Raw genomic sequence first — 16,971 nt, forward strand, 5'->3', positions numbered from 1 at the left:
ATGCACGCTTACAAGAAGCGCGCTCGCAAGGATCGCGCCGACGAATATCTCCCGGACGCAGGCGGCGCCCGGATGCAGCCGAGGTGATTGATGCAACACGTCGCAATCGATGACAAACAGGAGTTTCTGGCTCAACTTCGCGAGCAACTCGCCAGGCGACTTCCCCAGGACAAGGTGAAGGCGATCGCGTCCTTCGCCGAGGATTTCTATGCCAGCGCGCCTTTCGAGGATCTCGCCGAGCGTCATCTCGACGACATCTATGGTGCCACGTTGTCCATCTGGCACTTCATGCAGCAGCACGACCCGCGCGAGCCGAAGGTGGGCGTCTACAACCCCGATTTCGAGAAGCATGGCTGGCAGTCCACGCACACGGTGGTGGGCGTGCTGCATGAGGACATGCCGTTTCTGGTCGACTCGGTACGTATCGAGCTCAATCGCCGGGGCATCACGGTGCATGCCATCCACAACGCGGTACTGGCCGTGGAGCGTGACAAGCAGCATCGCCTGAAACGGGTCACCTCGGTCAAGGCCAAGGATGCGCCCGAGACCCGCGAGTCGGTCATCGTGATCGAGATCGATCGTCATTCCGACGAGACGGTGCTCGAAGACCTCGAGCGCAGCCTGGAAGACGTGCTGGTGGACGTGCGCACCGCCGTCATGGATTTCGAGGCGATGCGCGACAGGGCCAGGGAGGCCCTCGAGGAGCTCAAGGCAGCCCGACCCGGCCCCGTCGACGCGGCGGACCACAAGGAGACCATCGCCTTTCTCGAGTGGTTGATCGACGATAACTTCACCTTCCTCGGTTACGACGAGCATGAAGTGGTCGGCAAGAAGGACCAGCTTGAACTGCGTCATGTCAAGGGGAGCGATCTCGGGGTTTTCAAGCTCGATCAGCCGCGCTATCGCGAACACATTCGCAGCGAAAGGGATATCGTCGGCGATCATGCCCGGACACCGGAACTGCTCTCCTTCGCCAAGAGTGCCCATCACTCCAAGGTGCATCGCCCGGCTTATCCGGACTACATTGCCATCGACCGCTACGACGCCAAGGGCAACGTCATCGGCGAACGCCGCTTCATGGGCCTGTACGCGGCAACGGTCTACAACGATTCGCCCCGTAACGTGCCGGTGCTGCGCAAGAAGATCCAGGCGGTGATGCAGGCTTCGGGATTCAACCCCAGCGGCCATAACGGCAAGCAGTTGATGAACATCCTCGAGGTCTACCCTCGGGACGACCTGTTCCAGATCGACACGGAAGAACTCACCCGCACCGCCCTGGGCATCCTCAACATCCGCGAGCGCCGCCGAGTGCGCCTGTTCGTGCGCGAGGATCGCTTCGGCCGCTTCTACTCCTGCCTGGTCTTCGTGCCACGGGACGTGTTCTCCACCGACCTGCGGGTGCGGGTCCAGAACCTGCTCTGCGAGGAACTCGACGCGGAGTTCGGCGATTTCAACACCTATCTGTCGGAGTCGGTGCTGGCGCGCATCCAGTACATCCTGCGCTTCAATGGCGACGCGCCGGTCGAATACGACCTGCGCAAGCTCGAGAAGAAGATCGCCTCCCTGGCGCGCAGCTGGAAGGACGACCTGCAGAATGCGCTGATCGAGGGTTTCGGTGAAGAGCATGCCAACTCCCTGCTGGGCAGCTACCGGGATGCCTTCCCGGGCAGCTACCGGGACGACTTCACGGCACGCACGGCGGTCTACGATCTTCATCATATCGGCGAGCTCGAGGCGGGCTCGCCGATCGCCCTGAGCCTCTATCGTCTGGTGGAAGAGGACGAGGACGGCATCAATCTCAAGCTGTTCCATGCCGATCAGCCCATTCCCCTCTCCGACGTGCTGCCGGTCATGGAGAACCTGGGGCTGCGGGTGCTGGGCGAGCGGCCCTACGGCATTCACCGGGAGGACCGTGCCTTCTGGATCCACGACTTCACCCTGGAGCACCATACCAGCGAGATCGTCAATCTCCAGGAGATGCGTGAAGTCTTCGTCGACGCCTTCAAGCGCATCTGGACCGGGGAAGCCGAGAACGATTCGTTCAATCGCCTGGTGATCGGCGCCAACCTGACCTGGCGCGAGGTCTCGATGCTGCGGGCCTACGCTCGCTATCTCAAGCAGCTGCGTTTCGGTCTGTCCGAGTACTACATCGCCAATGCGCTGGTCGGGCATCCCGAGATCACCCGGGAACTGGTCACGCTGTTCGAACTGCGCCTCGATCCGGAGCAGAAGGGACGCGACGAGGAGACCGAGGCCTGCCTTGCGCGGCTCAGCGAGCTGCTCGACGGGGTGGCCAGCCTCAACGACGACCTGCTGTTGCGGCGCTACATCGAGTTGATCCAGGCGACGCTACGCACCAACTACTACCAGGCCGGTGACGACGGTGAGTTCAAGGGGTATCTTGCCTTCAAGCTCGAGCCGACGAAGATTCCCGACATGCCCAAGCCGCGCCCCGTCTACGAGATATTCGTCTACTCGCCGCGGGTCGAAGGGGTGCATCTGCGCGGTGGCAAGGTCGCTCGCGGCGGGCTGCGCTGGTCGGACCGGCACGAGGACTTCCGCACCGAGATCCTGGGGCTGGTCAAGGCCCAGCAGGTCAAGAATGCAGTGATCGTGCCGGTGGGGGCCAAGGGTGGCTTCGTCTGCAAGCGCATGCCGCCGAATGCCGACCGGGACGCCGTGCAGAAGGAAGGGATCGCCTGCTACCAGATATTCATCCGCGCCCTGCTCGATGTCACCGACAACCTCAAGGGCGGGGAGGTCGTGCCGCCGAGGGCGGTGGTGCGGCATGACGAGGACGATCCCTACCTGGTGGTGGCCGCCGACAAGGGGACGGCCTCCTTCTCGGACATCGCCAACGAGATCTCCCGCGAGTATGGCCACTGGCTGGGAGACGCCTTCGCTTCCGGCGGCGCCCACGGCTACGATCACAAGAAGATGGGAATCACCGCCCGCGGGGCCTGGGAGTCGGTGAGGCGTCACTTCCGCGAGCTCGGCGTCAACACCCAGCAGGACGAGTTCAGCGTGGTGGGCATCGGCGACATGGGCGGCGACGTCTTCGGCAACGGCATGCTGCTGTCCGACAAGATACGCCTGGTCGGAGCCTTCAACCACCTGCACATCTTCATCGATCCCGATCCGGATGCCGCCAGCTCCTTCAAGGAGCGCAAGCGACTTTTCGAGCAACCGCGCTCGAGCTGGGAGGACTACGACAGCTCGCTGATCTCGGAGGGTGGCGGCGTCTTCAAGCGCAGTGCCAAGTCGATCAGCATGACCCCGCGGATGAAAAGCGTCTTCGGCATCAAGGCGGACAAGCTCTCGCCCAACGAGCTGATCAGCGCCATGCTCAAGTCGAAGATCGACCTGATCTGGAACGGCGGCATCGGCACCTACGTCAAGTCCAGCGAGGAGTCCCATGCCGACGTGGGCGACAAGGCCAACGACGGGTTGCGTGTCGATGGCCGCGAACTCAGCTGTCGCGTAGTCGGCGAGGGCGGCAACCTGGGGCTCACACAGCGCGGCCGCATGGAAGCCGCCTGGCGTGGCGTGCGGGTCAACACCGACTTCATCGACAATGCCGGTGGGGTGAACTGCTCGGACCATGAGGTCAACATCAAGATCCTGCTCGACGACATCGTCAAGCAGGGCGACATGACCGACAAGCAGCGCAACCGGCTGCTGGCCGAGATGACCGAAGATGTCGCCAAGCTGGTACTCTCCAGCAACTATCGCCAGGCCCAGGCGCTCTCCCTGTCGGTGATCCTCGCCAAGCAGAACATGGGGCCCTATCGCCGCTTCATCAATGAACTCGAGGCGAGCGGACATCTCGACCGCGAGCTGGAGTTCCTGCCGGACGACGAGGCGCTCCTCGAGCGCTCCAACGCCGACGAAGGCCTGACCCTGCCGGAATTGTCGGTCCTGATGTCCTATGCCAAGAGCACCTTGAAGGGCGATCTGATCGAATCCGAGGTGCCGGACGATCCCTACATCCAGTCCTACATGGAATTCGCGTTTCCCGAGGTGCTGATCAAGCGCTTTCACGACCAACTCTATGCCCACCGCCTGAAGCGCGAGATCGTCGCCACCCAGATCGCCAACGATCTGGTGGATCACATGGGCATCGTCTTCGTGCGGCGGCTGCTCGATACCACCGGCGCCGGCAGGGCCGAGGTCGCCCGGGCCTACATCGTCGCCCGGGACAGCTTCAATCTGGGCAGCCTGTGGCAGCAGATCGAGGCGCTGGACAACAAGGTCGACTGCCAGGTGCAGTATCGCATGATGCTCGAGCTGCGAAGCCTGATCTATCACATGACACGCTGGTTCCTGCGTCAGCGTTCCGGCCTGTCGACCAAGGAAAACATCGAGTACTTCGCACCACGGCTGACGCAACTGCAGGAAAGCATGGGCAAGCGACTGCGTGGCGACGATCTCAAGGCCTGGAAGAAACGCTGTGACGAGCTGGAAAAGGCAGGGGTGCCCAAGGCCCTGGCGGAGGCCGTTGCCGCCACCAGCAACCTCTATGCAGGACTGGGCATCATCGGGGCGGCACGGCAGACCGACGAGAAGATCCAGCGCGTCGCCGATGTCTACTATGAACTGGGTCAGCGCCTTGAATTGCCCTGGATGACCGAACAGGTCAACGCCCTGGAGGTTCGCGATACCTGGCAGACCCAGGCGAGGGAAGCCTTCCGGGACGATCTCGACCGTCAACAGCTGGCTCTCACGGTCAATGTGCTGAACATGGAGGATGCACCGAAGGAAGCCGAGCCAAGGGTCGATCAGTGGCTCAAGCAGAATTCGGACCTGCACGATCGCTGGTGCAAGTTGATCGGCGAGGTGCGCTCCGGCACCCAGGGTGGCTTCGCACTGTTTGCCGTGGCGATTCGCAAGCTGGTCGATCTCTCCGAAAGCAACGCCGAGAGCTGAGAGAGAAGAGAAGCCCCTGTTCGGCAGTCGCCGGACAGGGGTTCCGTGTTTTCACGTGCGCGGCACGCCCTCTCTGGTATGCTGTGCCACGACCGGTCGACATGACTGACCAGCCAAATGTCATCGTAGAGAGGCCCCATGAAATATCGCGCTTTCCCTATCGTCGTGGCCCTGGGACTGTCTGGAGCGGCGCTGCCCGCGCTGGCGGACAGCCCTGCGCTGCAACGGGCCGAAAAGGCTGCGGCTGAGGTCGACCTCAGTCGATTCTTCACCTCGCGCACCGATGCCCGTAGCCAGAGTTTCGGTTTCGGCGGTACCCACGAGCACCCGTTCAGTGTCGAAAACGCCGGACGCTACGTGTTCACCAGCAGTACCTTCCCCGGGGAGTCGGTCGACTATCGGATCGAGGCGGCCCTGCTGGATGCCCGGGGCAATGTGGTGGCTTCCGGCAAGGGGCTGGGCCAGAACGGTGGCCTGCGGCTGGTCGAGGAGCTCGAGCCGGGCGACTACGTGCTGCGTGTCTCCGCCAACAAGTTCGGCAGCGAGGCGAGCGGCGGCAACCGCTTCAACGTCGAAGTGGCGGGCCTCGATGCCAGCGGCCGGCGCCTGGACAGCGACGCCAGCGGCATCGACAGCGGATCGGGCATCCAGTTCGGCGGCCCGGGGCGCGATGGCCGCACCACGGCTTTCGTCGACAAGAACGATGACGTGGCGGCGATTGCCGCGCCCCGGACCGGCGGCACGGCTGCCGAGTCCCGATCTAAGGCAGCCGACAGCGAGGCTTCCGCCCCGGTCTTCGGTGACCAACCGGAAAGCCTGTCCTCCCAGCGCCAGAGCGCCCTCGACGTTCCGTCACCGCGCAACACCGCGACAGAGGCCGGGAGCGAAGCCGCCACTGACGAGGCTGCGCGGGGTGCCGGGGCCTCCGAGCAGGCAATGCCCGATGCCTTCGACGAGATCGTGGCGGATATCGATATCCGCGCCAAGGGCGAGGTGCTGAGCTTCGATGTGGTCGAAGCCGGTACCGTCTCCATCACCAGTTCCACCTTCGTGGGCAGCGAGACCAGCTATCGCCTCGAGGCACGGGTGCTCGACGAGAACGGCAACGTGGTCGCCAGCGACAAGGCGAAGGGGTTCGAGGGCGACTTCGACATCGAAACGCGCTTGCAGCCGGGGCGCTATACCATCTGGGTCAACGGCCAGAAGTTCGGCAGCGCCAATAGCGGTGTCAACAACTACACGCTGCGTGTCCAACAGCTCGATACGCAATAGGGGCCGAGGGCCAGGGCGGCGCCATGAAGGGCGCCGCTGCTGACGCTTGTCGGTGTCTCGCCGCGCTGGATAGCCAGGAACATGATGTATAGCCTTGCCCGCTCGCTGCTTTTTCGTCTCGACCCCGAGACCGCTCATGCCTTCTCCCTCAGAACCCTGGATGGGCTGCAGCGCATCGGCATGCTTGGCGCACTGCGCGGGCGCTGTGTCGACGATCCTGTCGAACTGATGGGGTTGCGCTTCGCCAATCGGGTGGGGCTGGCGGCAGGGCTGGACAAGAATGCCGACCACCTGGACGCCCTGGGTGCCCTGGGATTCGGTTTCATCGAGGTGGGCACGGTGACCCCCAAGCCTCAGCCCGGCAACCCACGCCCCCGCATGTTCCGCCTGCCCGAGAGTCAAGCCATCATCAATCGCATGGGGTTCAACAACGCCGGGGTCGAGCACCTGATCGCCAATGTGCGCAGGAGCCGTTACGCCGGGGTGATCGGCATCAACATCGGCAAGAACCTGGCCACGCCGGTGGAGAATGCCGTCGACGACTACATGACGTGCCTGACGCGGGTGCACGCCCATGCCCACTACGTCGCCGTCAATATTTCCTCGCCCAACACCCCGGGACTGCGCAACCTGCAGTTCGGGGAGCATCTCGACGAACTGCTCGGTGCGCTGCGCGAGGAGTGTTCGCGTCTCGACCGGCAGAGTGGCCGGCGGGTGCCGCTGGCGGTGAAGATTGCGCCGGACATGGAAGCCGATGAGGTGGGACTCGTCGCCCGGGCCCTGTCGGCCAATGCCATCGACGCGGTGATCGCCACCAATACCACGATCTCTCGCGAGGCGGTGACCGGATTGCCCCACGCCGACGAGCCGGGGGGATTGTCCGGAGCACCGGTATTCGAGGCCTCCAGCCGGGTGATCCGCGAACTGCGCGAGCACTTGCCGACGTTGCCGATCATCGGCGTCGGCGGTATCGACAGCGGCGAGAAAGCAGTGGCCAAGCGGGAGGCCGGGGCTGATCTGGTCCAGCTCTATACCGGATTCATCTATCGAGGGCCGGCCCTGGTCGGCGAATGCGCCCGGGCCCTGCAGAGTGTTGGAAAGCAGAAAGGCCCGTGACGGAAGCACGGGCCTTAAAGGGTCTTTTTAACCGATCAGCGGATCGGAAAAAATCTCGCTGGAATCAAGTCACCATGGGGTTCTTATGGATACCGGAAACACCTGTCATTCCCGACCATTGATCCCCGCGACCTTCACGCCAACCGCTCATCCAGTATTCGCGAATGTTGACATCCTGACTGGGGCAGTCGTCACGGGAGCGGCCACCTATACCGGCCTTGTAACCGTGAACATAAGCACGCTGGAAGCGATCACGTTTCTGTCGTTTCATCGGATGACCTCTTGAAAGACCGAAATTTGGACTCGAGGCGTCCAAGTATGAAAGGTGCAGTAAGGCACCCTCATACACCCCAGGGTCCGGACAAGAAACGCATGCGTTTTTTCAGTAGCTACTAGACTTAATGTTTAGTTCAATTCACCCAGCGTTGTCGAGTCGGAAATTGTTACGCAAGCGTTACCGACGAATGAATATTGCAATCGAGCGCACCATGCCGGGATTCATCTTTCATGTCTGAATACCAAAATGCGGCCATGGCGACCTTCTTCGCCACCTGTCCCAAGGGTAACGAGGAGTTGGTGGCCGCGGAGATCACCGGCCTCGGCGGCCAGCCGACCAAGAGCACCGTGGCCGGTGTCTACTTCCAGGCGACCCTGGAAACGGCCTATCGCGCCTGCCTGTGGTCGCGCCTGGCCAACCGCATCGTGCTCTGCCTGGCCCGGGAGGAGGGCATCGAGCGCCCCGAGGCGCTACAGGCGGCTGTGCGACGCATCGACTGGACACGTCACCTGACGCCAGGCGCTACCCTGGCGGTAGATTTTCATGGCCAGTCCGAGCATATCCGGCATACCCGGTTCGGGGCCCAGACGGTCAAGGATGGCGTGGTGGATGCGCTGCGCGAGGCAGGCCGGGAGCGCCCCCAGGTGGAGCTTCGTCAGCCGGACCTGCGCCTGTACGCGCATCTTCATCGCGGTCGGCTGACCCTGGGTATCGATCTGGCAGGTATCAGCCTGCATCAGCGCGGGTACCGTCGCGAGCCGGGCCATGCGCCGCTCAAGGAGAACCTGGCGGCGGCGCTGCTGGTACGCGCCGACTGGCCGGCACGGACCAAGCGCGGCGAACCGCTCGTCGACCCTCTCTGCGGCTCGGGCACCCTGGTCATCGAAGCCGGACTGATGGCGGCGGATATCGCACCGAACCTCAATCGCGAGCGTTTCGGCTTTCACGGTTGGGCGGGGCATGACGAGACGCTCTGGCGTGAGCTCAGGCGTGAGGCCGAGGCACGGGCCAGCCTGGGACGCCGGCGCATCAAGTCGCGTCTCTACGGCATCGATCAGAGCCCCCAGGCCCTGTCGGCGGCCCGAAGCAATGCCATGCGCGCGGGCATTCCCGCGCTGATCGACTTTCGCGGCGGTTCCGTGGCCAGGCTCGTTCGGCCGGAGGGTTGCGACGGGCCTGGCCTGTTGATCACCAATCCACCCTACGGCGAGCGCATCGGCGAGTTGCCGGAACTGGTGCCGCTTTATGCGGCCCTGGGCGAGCGGGTGCGCCGCGCGTTTCCCGGCTGGATGCTGGCGCTGTTCACCGGCAACCCGGAGCTTGGCCATCGCACCGGGCTGCGGGCACACAAGCAATATGCCTTCAAGAACGGTGCGCTGGACTGCAAGCTGCTGATGATCCCGGTGCCCGAACCAGCCGGGGAACAACCGGGCGAGAAGGCGGACGAGGCCACACCGGAACACGCCTCGGGTGCGCAGATGTTCGCCAATCGCCTGGAGAAGAATCGCAAGCGACTCAAGAAGTGGCTCAAGCAGAGCGGCGAGACCTGTTACCGACTCTACGACGCGGATATGCCCGAGTATGCCCTGGCGGTGGATGTCTATGGTGATCGAGTGCATGTCCAGGAGTACGCGCCGCCGAAATCGATCGATGCCGCCCAGGCCCAGCGCCGATTGATGGATGCGCTGGGGGTTATTCCCCAGGTGCTTGAGGTGCGCCCCGATCGCGTCTACCTCAAGCAGCGCGAGCGTCAGACGGGCACGTCCCAGTATCAGAAGCGAGACAGCAGCGGCGAGCGCTTCCAGGTACGGGAAGGCAAGGCGCTCTTGTGGGTCAACCTGCGCGACTACCTGGATACCGGCCTGTTCCTCGACCATCGCCCGGTACGGCGCATGATCGCCGAGATGGCTGCCGGCAAGCGCTTTCTCAACCTGTTCTGCTATACCGGCACCGCCACCGTGCAGGCCGCCCTGGGGGGCAACGAGGGCGGCGCCAGCGACAGCGTGAGTGTCGATCTCTCCAATACCTACCTGGAGTGGGCCCGGGACAACCTGGCGCTCAACCGGCTCGATTCCAGCCGCCATCGAGTGGTTCGCGAGGATTGCCTGCACTGGTTGGAAACCGCCGGCAGCGAGTTCGACCTGATCTTCCTGGACCCCCCGACGTTCTCCAATTCCAAGCGGATGGAGGATAATCTGGACATCCAGCGCGATCATGGACGTCTGCTGGATCTCGCCATGGCACGTCTGGCACCCGGGGGAACGCTGATCTTCTCGAACAACCAACGCCGCTTCCGGCTCGATGACGAGGTGGCAAGGCGCCATGTGGTGGAGGACATCTCGGCGCGGACCTTCGACCCGGACTTCCAGCGGCGCCCCAACTTGCACCACTGTTTCCTGATTCGTCACCGCGAGGATGCATGAGCCGACTGACGCTTTATACCACCCTGGGTTGTCACCTCTGCGAGCAACTCGAGACCGAACTGGCGTGCCTGGGCAGCGGTGCCATCGAACTCGAACGTGTCGAGATCGCCGAGAGCGACGTCCTGATCGAGCGCTATGGTACGCGGATTCCGGTGCTCGTGGACGGGCAGGGCAACGAGCTGGAACGGGGATTCGAGAAGGAGCGACTTTCCGCCTGGCTCGAGGCCCGGGACTTGCTGGCGGCGGCCGTCGACGAAGCAGTGCGCGAACCGGATGAGCGCCCGGCAGGGGCGAGGCGAGTCAACGGGCGGCGCTTTCTCGGTTAGCCCCCCCCGAGGCTGGTTCCTCAGACGCCGAGTAGCGACAATTGACGCACTGCATTGCGCCCTTCGGGACTTTCGTCGCTGGTTTCGAGTACCTTGCGGAAACCGCGCGACGCCTGGATGTGCGCCACATCGTCCAGCCACATCAACGCCTGGGCATGGCTCTCCGCTACCTGGTGCCTGAGACCGCCGAACTGGGTGCCGATCTGCCCCCAGGCCCGACTGAAGATCCAGTCGCCGAACATGTCCTGATGAACATGCACGAGCACGTAGTCATGGTCACTTTCCCAGCGGACGATCACGGGGGCTCCTGTGGCGGTGGTTTACCCTTGTGGCGCTCGAAGGCGCGGCCTAAGATGGCGTGCAGTATTGTAACCGCCCGCCGGCCGTGAACAAGGAGCAAGAGAGGCGATGCGCATTCTAGTGGATCAGAACGTCCCCCTGGTCGAGGAATTCTTCGGCGAGCTGGGGGAGATCGTCCGTCTGCCGGGACGCGAGATCACTGCCGAGGCCGTGCGTGACAAGGATATCCTGGTCGTGCGCTCCATCACTCGGGTCGATGCCGGGTTGCTCGAAGGGTCGCGGGTGCGGTTCGTCGGTACCTGTACCATCGGCACCGACCATGTGGATCTCGACTATCTGCGGGAGCGGCAGATCGGCTTCGCCAGCGCCCCCGGCAGCAATGCCGAATCCGTGGTCGATTACGTGCTCTCCAGCCTGTTGATGCTGGCCGAGGAGGAGGACTTCGTGCTCACCGACCGCACGGTCGGCATCGTCGGCGCCGGCAGTGTGGGAGATCGCCTGCGACGGCGGCTCGAGGAACTCGACGTCACCTGCCTGATCTGCGATCCGCCTCGGGCGGAACAGGAAGGCCGCGACGATTTCGTCGACATCGACACCCTGATCGAGCGGGCCGATATCGTCACCCTGCATACCCCGCTGACCGACGAGGGCGAGCATGCCACGCGTCATTTGATCGACGCGACGCGCATCGAGGCAATGACGCCCGGGACGCTGCTCATCAATGCCGGTCGTGGCGCCTGCCTGGACAACGCGGCGTTGCGCCGGCGCCTCGAGCAGCGGGCGGACTTGCGCACCGTGCTCGACGTCTGGGAAGACGAGCCGGCCATCGACGAGGCCCTCTATGGCTTGGTGGATATCGCCACGCCGCATATCGCCGGCTACAGCCTGGACGGCAAGATGCGCGGCACGGAGCTGGTCTACCAGGCCATGATGCGTCATTACGGCCTGCCGGCCCGACGCAAGCTGGGCCAGATCAAGCCGGACAACTGGCTGCGCAAGATCGTGCTGTCGGGGTGGGCGCCGCCGATGGAGGCGCTGTCGCTATGCGTACGGGCGTGCTACGACGTGCGTCGCGACATGCTGGGCTTCGAGCGTTATCGCCGCCGGCTGGGGCTGGCCGAAGCCTTCGATCGCTACCGGGCCGAATATCCCGTGCGTCGTGAGTTCTCGACCCTGCGCGTGGACCTGAAGAAGAACACCGGCGACCTTCGCGATGCCATCGAAGGCTTCGGCTTCAAGCCCAAGCTTGCCAACAAGTAGCCCCTTGGGACACCCTTGAGTTCGTCGCGAGCATTCGCCCTGCCAGGAAGCATGTCCGATGGCCTCCCAATCGTCGCACCTGTCGGCGCTCTACCGTTACCCGGTCAAATCCACCGCCGGCGAGGCCCTCGAGCGAGCGCTCGTCGGTGAAGAAGGGCTCGAAGGTGACCGTCGCTTCATGCTGGCAAGGCCCGACGGCGTCTTTCTCACCGCGCGCACCCACCCCCAGCTGGTGACGATCCGCGGCCAGTTTCATGACGATGGCATCGTGTTGCATCATCCGGCACTGGAGCCACTGGCGCTCAACTACGCGCAGTTCGAGACAGCCCCCTTCGCCACCCAGGTATGGAACGATGGCTTCCGGGCGTTGACGACCACGCCCGAGGCGGATCGGTGGTGCGAGCAGGCGCTTGGCGAGCCGGCACGTTTCTTGTGGCTGGGCGAGCGCTCGCCGCGCTACCGGCAGGCGATCGGCAAGCGGGTCAGCTTCGCCGACGGCTATCCCTTGATGCTGATCGGCGAGGCGTCGCTGGCGGATCTCAATGAACGCGCCTCGGACGAGCACGTCATGGCCCAGTTTCGTCCCAACCTGGTAGTGACCGGCAGCCTGGCCTTTGCCGAGGACGGGTGGCATCTATTGCGTATCGGCGAGGTGGAACTGGCCGTGCGCAAGCCCTGCACACGCTGCGCCATGATCACCGTCGATCCCGGCACCGGCACCTTCATCGCCCGGCGCGAGCCCCTGCGCACCCTGGCAAACTATCGGCGCGGCCTGACCGGCGAGGTCGAGTTCGGCCAGAACCTGGTCGTGCTGACCGGGGGCGAACTCGAAGTCGGCATGCCGGTGGAGGTGCTGGGCTGACTCCCTGAAGCTTGTCCATAAGCCCTGTTCTTCCCCGACCTTAAAGCTCCTCGGTCTTGGGCGGCTCTCCCACCGTGATCTTGTTGATATGTTCATGGGTCAGGCCACGGAACAGGGCGATCATCATGATAAACGCGAGAATGAAGATCGGCAGGCCGATCACCGTGATGACCTGTTGCAGGGCGAGCAGGCCGGTTTCACCCGCGAGCACGATCAGCATGGCGGCCAGCACCCCTTCGGAGATCCCCCAGAACAGTCGTTGGTGCACGGGTCCGGGGTCCGGGGTGCCGGTGCACAGCATGTCGACGACCAGGGACGCCGAGTCCGACGAGGTGGCGAAGAAGATCGCCACGATGAGCACCGCCAGGCCTTGCACGATGGTCGCGAAGGGGAAGTGCTCGAAGAAGGCGAACATCGCCAGCGGGATGCTGTCCTGGACGGCCGCGGACAGCACGCCGGCCTGCTCGCCGAGGGCGGCCCGCGTATCCTCGCCGATGCCATCGATCTGCATTGCCGACCAGCCGAAGATGGAGAACCAGATCAGCGTGAAGATCGAGGGGGCGAACAGCACCCCGAGGACGAATTCGCGAATGGTGCGACCCCGGGAGATGCGCGCCACGAAGATGCCAATGAAGGGTGACCAGGTCACGGTCCAGGCCCAGTAGAAGACGGTCCAGTTGCCCTGCCAGCCCCAGCCGCCTTCTTCCTGGGTATACTGGGCCAAGGTGTCGTTCCAGAACGCCATCGGCACGAGGTTGGAGATATAGAGGCCGAAGGTCTCGACCACGGCGCGCAGCAGGAACACGGTGGAGCCGGTGAACAGCACGAAGAGCATCAGGCCCACGGCCATGCCGATGTTGATGTTGGACAGCCGCTTGATGCCCGCATCCAGGCCGGCCACGATCGAACTTACAGCGACGGTGGTAAGAATGATGATGATGATGACCTTGGGGGTGACGGCATTCGGGATACCGAACAGTTCACTCAAGCCGGCGTTGATCTGCTGGGTGCCCAGGCCGATGGACACGGCGACGCCGAACAGCGTGCCGAGGACGGCAAATACGTCCAGCGTCTTGCCGATGGGTCCGTAGATGCGATCGCCGATCAGCGGATAGAACACCGAGCTGTAGCGCATCGGCAGGTCATAGCGATAGATGAAATAGGCAAACGCCAGCCCCGGCAGGGTGAAGATCGCCCAGGTATGCAGCCCCAGATGGTAGATCGCGAAACCGATGGCGTCGTCGGCGGCTTCCACGGTATAGGGTTCGACGTCCGGATGGGGGGGCGTGGAGAAGTGAGAGATCGGCTCGGCCACGCCCCAGAACATCAAGACGGTGCCGATGCCCCCGGCGAACAGCATGGTGAACCAGGAGACGTTACCGTAGTCCGGCGTGGCGTTGTTGCCCCCCAGGCGGATCGCCCCGTAGCGACTCATCGCCACCCACAGTAGAAAGATCACCCAGCTGGTGACCCCGAAGATGAAGAACCAGCCGAGGTTGGTGACGATCCAGGTGCGTCCGGCGCCAAAGGCTTGTTCGATGGTTTCGGGGATCACGAGCAACGTGATGAGAAAGACCACCATGATGCCCGCCGAGACGAAGAAAATGGTCGGATCGGTTCTAAGTCTGAGCTTTCGCGCGAGTGCTTCCATCATCGTCTTCACCTGTCCTTGTCGACAACCAACCCCTGTCTTCTCGCGGCGTGGTATCGAATGGTTCGCCTTCAGCGCATACGCCTGGACGCTTGAAGTAACCATAGAAGTGGAAAGTCATCGCGTCGAGACGCGTCATGTCCTGGCCTGACGCATCGAAAAAAACTCCGGCACGAGGCCGGAGTCGGAAGGTGGGGCTGGAACCGCGGCGCCTACTGGCGGTAGGCGGACTCCTTCAGGGCGCGGATACGGTCGTCCAGCGGCGGGTGGCTGGCGAACAGGCGCTCCATGATCTTGCGGCTCTGGCCGGTGGTGATGGCAAAGGCGGTCAGCGTGTCGGGCATCTGGTCCGGCATCTGGGTCTCGGCCTTGAGTCGTGCCAGGGCGTTGATCATCGCACCGCTGCCGGCCAGTGTGGCGCCGGCGGCGTCAGCGCGGTACTCGCGGAAGCGCGAGAACCAGGCGACGATCACCGAGGCGATCAGGCCGAAGACGATCTCGGCAACGATCACCACCGCGAAATAGCCCATGAAGCCCAGCCCGCCGCTGTCGTCGCGACGCAGGAAGCTATCCACCACCTGCGCGACGACCCGGGCGAAGAACATGACGAAGGTGTTGAGCACCCCCTGGATGAGTGCCAGGGTGACCATGTCGCCGTTGGCGACGTGGCCGATCTCGTGGGCTAGTACCGCGCGCACTTCCTCGGGACGCATGCGGTTGAGCAGGCCCGCGGAAACCGCGACCAGCGCATCGTTCTTGTTCCAGCCGGTGGCGAAGGCGTTGGACTGCTGGGCCGGGAAGATGCCGACCTCGGGCATCTTGATGCCGGCCTGCTGGGCGAGTTCGGCAACGGTGTCGAGCAGCCATCTCTCGGTGTCGTTGCGCGGCGTGTCGATGACCTGGGTGCCGGTGCTCTTCTTGGCCATCCACTTGGAGATGAACAGCGACACCAGCGAGCCGGCCATGCCGAACACGAAGCAGAAGATCAGCAGGCTGTTCATGTTCAGCCCGTTGGCATTCAGGTAAGGCTCCACGCCGAGCAGGCGCAGGGTAATGCTCGCCACCAGGATTACCGCCAGGTTGGTGGCCAGAAACAGGATGATGCGCAACATGGTTTGCTACCCTCGTTTTTCTGAAATCAGGTCGTCAAGAAGCAGGGAATTCAATTTCTTATTGGCCACTTAGATGCGTCCCGGCGTACCGAGTTTCAAGCCTCGCCTCACCAGTGAGCGAATTCATTGGCGATAGCGAGACAGGAAGCGGGCGAAGCGATCCAGGGCGTCCTCGAGCTGATCCGCCCAGGGCAGGGTGACGATGCGCACGTGATCGGGGGAGGGCCAGTTGAAGGCAGTGCCCTGTACCAGCAGGATCTTTTCCTGCAACAGGAGATCGAGCACCAGCCTTTCATCGTCGTGGATGTTGAATACCTTGGGATCGAGTCGCGGAAAGGCGTAGAGGGCGCCCTCGGCCTTGACGCAGGACACCCCGGGGATGGCGTTGAGCTTCTCATGGGTGATGTCGCGCTGGGCCCGCAGGCGCCCGCCAGGCAGGATCAGGTCGTTGATCGACTGATACCCCCCGAGTGCCGTCTGGATGGCGTGCTGGGCCGGCACGTTGGCGCACAGGCGCATCGAGGCGAGCATGTTGATGCCCTGGATGAAGTCCCTGGCCTGCTGTTTGGCGATATTGCCCGAGAGGATCATCCAGCCGGAACGAAAGCCGGCGCAGCGGTAGCTCTTCGACAGGCCGTTGAGGGTCACCACCAGTTGATCTTCCTCGGCCAGGGCGCCGGTGGAGACATGCTCGACTTCGTCATAGAGGATCTTGTCGTAGATCTCGTCGGAAAACACCACCAGGTCATGCTCTCGGGCGGTCGCCAACAGCTCCTTGATCACCTCCGGCGGGTAGACGGCCCCGGTGGGGTTGTTGGGGTTGATCAGCACCAGGGCGCGGGTGTGGCTGGTCACCTTGTCGCGGATGTCGGCGATGTCCGGTGTCCAGCCGGCCTGCTCGTCGCACAGGTAGTGCACCGGCCGTCCGCCCGAGAGGTTGGCCGCCGCGGTCCATAGCGGGTAGTCTGGGGCCGGGATCAGCACCTCGTCACCATCGTTGAGCAGTGCCTGCATGGCCATCACGATCAGTTCCGAGACGCCATTGCCGATGTAGATGTCCTCGATGCCGATTCCGGGAATGCCCTTGCGCTGGCACTCCTGCATGATCGCCTTGCGCGCCGAATAGAGCCCCTTGGAATCGCAGTAGCCCTGGGAGGTGGCCAGGTTGCGCATCACGTCCTGGAGGATCTCTTCGGGGGCCTCGAAACCGAACGGCGCGGGATTGCCGATGTTCAGTTTCAAGATGCGCTGGCCCTCGTCCTCGAGCCGTTGGGCATGCTCGAGAACCGGGCCGCGGATGTCGTAGCAGACGTTGTCGAGCTTTTGCGATTTCCTGAGGCGGGTTGGGGTAGGCATGAAGGTTCCATTGGCGACTTTAAACAGGGCGCGGGGCAGACACAGCATACTCGATGCGGCGATGTCGCCAAAGCACCAACTGGGCACGAG

12 protein-coding genes are annotated in these 16,971 nt (G+C 63.5%); 7 read left to right on the forward strand and 5 right to left on the reverse strand.

The window, feature by feature from the left end; all coding sequences use genetic code 11:
* Positions 1 to 90: 90 nt before the first annotated feature.
* From BUA41_RS08200 to BUA41_RS08210, 3 genes are all read left to right on the forward strand, one after another.
* Positions 91 to 4,926, forward strand: a complete 4,836-nt coding sequence (locus tag BUA41_RS08200) for an NAD-glutamate dehydrogenase (protein WP_072821640.1) — start codon at positions 91 to 93, stop codon at positions 4,924 to 4,926.
* A 138-nt stretch (positions 4,927 to 5,064) separates the two neighbouring features.
* Positions 5,065 to 6,198, forward strand: a complete 1,134-nt coding sequence (locus tag BUA41_RS08205; protein ID WP_072821642.1) for a prolipoprotein diacylglyceryl transferase — start codon at positions 5,065 to 5,067, stop codon at positions 6,196 to 6,198.
* An 84-nt stretch (positions 6,199 to 6,282) separates the two neighbouring features.
* The gene (locus BUA41_RS08210; RefSeq protein WP_072821644.1) at positions 6,283 to 7,314 is read left to right on the forward strand and encodes a quinone-dependent dihydroorotate dehydrogenase; all 1,032 of its coding nucleotides are present in this window, start codon (positions 6,283 to 6,285) and stop codon (positions 7,312 to 7,314) included.
* Positions 7,315 to 7,378: 64 nt separating this feature from the next.
* Here the strand turns inward: BUA41_RS08210 and rmf are convergent, their stop codons facing one another.
* Positions 7,379 to 7,585, reverse strand: a complete 207-nt coding sequence (rmf, locus tag BUA41_RS08215) for a ribosome modulation factor (protein WP_072821646.1) — start codon at positions 7,583 to 7,585, stop codon at positions 7,379 to 7,381.
* Between the two features lie 236 nt (positions 7,586 to 7,821).
* Between rmf and rlmKL the strand changes: the two genes are divergently transcribed.
* Positions 7,822 to 10,014: a bifunctional 23S rRNA (guanine(2069)-N(7))-methyltransferase RlmK/23S rRNA (guanine(2445)-N(2))-methyltransferase RlmL gene (gene rlmKL, locus BUA41_RS08220; protein WP_072821649.1), complete on the forward strand. Its 2,193-nt coding sequence runs from the start codon at positions 7,822 to 7,824 to the stop codon at positions 10,012 to 10,014.
* On the forward strand, positions 10,011 to 10,340 hold the full coding sequence (locus BUA41_RS08225) for a glutaredoxin family protein (RefSeq protein ID WP_072821651.1): 330 nt from the start codon (positions 10,011 to 10,013) through the stop codon (positions 10,338 to 10,340). The genes rlmKL and BUA41_RS08225 overlap by 4 nt, the downstream gene beginning before the upstream one ends.
* 20 nt (positions 10,341 to 10,360) lie before the next feature.
* Here BUA41_RS08225 and BUA41_RS08230 read toward each other — a convergent pair whose 3' ends face one another.
* Positions 10,361 to 10,639 carry a hypothetical protein gene (locus BUA41_RS08230; RefSeq protein WP_072821653.1) on the reverse strand — a complete coding sequence of 93 codons (279 nt, stop codon included), beginning with the start codon at positions 10,637 to 10,639 and terminating at the stop codon, positions 10,361 to 10,363.
* A 109-nt stretch (positions 10,640 to 10,748) separates the two neighbouring features.
* Here BUA41_RS08230 and pdxB point away from each other — a divergent pair, with 109 nt between their 5' ends.
* On the forward strand, positions 10,749 to 11,900 hold the full coding sequence (pdxB, locus tag BUA41_RS08235; RefSeq protein ID WP_072821655.1) for a 4-phosphoerythronate dehydrogenase PdxB: 1,152 nt from the start codon (positions 10,749 to 10,751) through the stop codon (positions 11,898 to 11,900).
* A gap of 58 nt (positions 11,901 to 11,958) precedes the next feature.
* Positions 11,959 to 12,762: an MOSC domain-containing protein gene (locus BUA41_RS08240; protein ID WP_072821657.1), complete on the forward strand. Its 804-nt coding sequence runs from the start codon at positions 11,959 to 11,961 to the stop codon at positions 12,760 to 12,762.
* A 40-nt stretch (positions 12,763 to 12,802) separates the two neighbouring features.
* Here BUA41_RS08240 and BUA41_RS08245 read toward each other — a convergent pair whose 3' ends face one another.
* From BUA41_RS08245 to BUA41_RS08255, 3 genes are all read right to left on the reverse strand, one after another.
* Positions 12,803 to 14,413 (reverse strand): BCCT family transporter, encoded by a 1,611-nt coding sequence (locus BUA41_RS08245; RefSeq protein ID WP_072821887.1) that lies wholly within the window; start codon positions 14,411 to 14,413, stop codon positions 12,803 to 12,805.
* A 212-nt stretch (positions 14,414 to 14,625) separates the two neighbouring features.
* Positions 14,626 to 15,525 carry a protease HtpX gene (htpX, locus tag BUA41_RS08250; RefSeq protein ID WP_072821659.1) on the reverse strand — a complete coding sequence of 300 codons (900 nt, stop codon included), beginning with the start codon at positions 15,523 to 15,525 and terminating at the stop codon, positions 14,626 to 14,628.
* A 123-nt stretch (positions 15,526 to 15,648) separates the two neighbouring features.
* Positions 15,649 to 16,881 (reverse strand): pyridoxal phosphate-dependent aminotransferase, encoded by a 1,233-nt coding sequence (locus tag BUA41_RS08255; RefSeq protein WP_072821661.1) that lies wholly within the window; start codon positions 16,879 to 16,881, stop codon positions 15,649 to 15,651.
* Positions 16,882 to 16,971 lie beyond the last annotated feature (90 nt).

This window comes from Modicisalibacter ilicicola DSM 19980, assembly GCF_900128925.1.
Taxonomy (GTDB): Bacteria; Pseudomonadota; Gammaproteobacteria; order Pseudomonadales; family Halomonadaceae; genus Modicisalibacter; species Modicisalibacter ilicicola.

Coding starts and splice junctions, on each gene's coding strand:
- BUA41_RS08200 (WP_072821640.1), top strand. CDS start 91: ATGCAACACGTCGCAATCGATGACAAACAGGAGTTTCTGGCTCAACTT.
- BUA41_RS08205 (WP_072821642.1), top strand. CDS start 5,065: ATGAAATATCGCGCTTTCCCTATCGTCGTGGCCCTGGGACTGTCTGGA.
- BUA41_RS08210 (WP_072821644.1), top strand. CDS start 6,283: ATGTATAGCCTTGCCCGCTCGCTGCTTTTTCGTCTCGACCCCGAGACC.
- rmf (WP_072821646.1), bottom strand. CDS start 7,585: ATGAAACGACAGAAACGTGATCGCTTCCAGCGTGCTTATGTTCACGGT.
- rlmKL (WP_072821649.1), top strand. CDS start 7,822: ATGTCTGAATACCAAAATGCGGCCATGGCGACCTTCTTCGCCACCTGT.
- BUA41_RS08225 (WP_072821651.1), top strand. CDS start 10,011: ATGAGCCGACTGACGCTTTATACCACCCTGGGTTGTCACCTCTGCGAG.
- pdxB (WP_072821655.1), top strand. CDS start 10,749: ATGCGCATTCTAGTGGATCAGAACGTCCCCCTGGTCGAGGAATTCTTC.
- BUA41_RS08240 (WP_072821657.1), top strand. CDS start 11,959: ATGGCCTCCCAATCGTCGCACCTGTCGGCGCTCTACCGTTACCCGGTC.
- BUA41_RS08245 (WP_072821887.1), bottom strand. CDS start 14,413: ATGGAAGCACTCGCGCGAAAGCTCAGACTTAGAACCGATCCGACCATT.
- htpX (WP_072821659.1), bottom strand. CDS start 15,525: ATGTTGCGCATCATCCTGTTTCTGGCCACCAACCTGGCGGTAATCCTG.
- BUA41_RS08255 (WP_072821661.1), bottom strand. CDS start 16,881: ATGCCTACCCCAACCCGCCTCAGGAAATCGCAAAAGCTCGACAACGTC.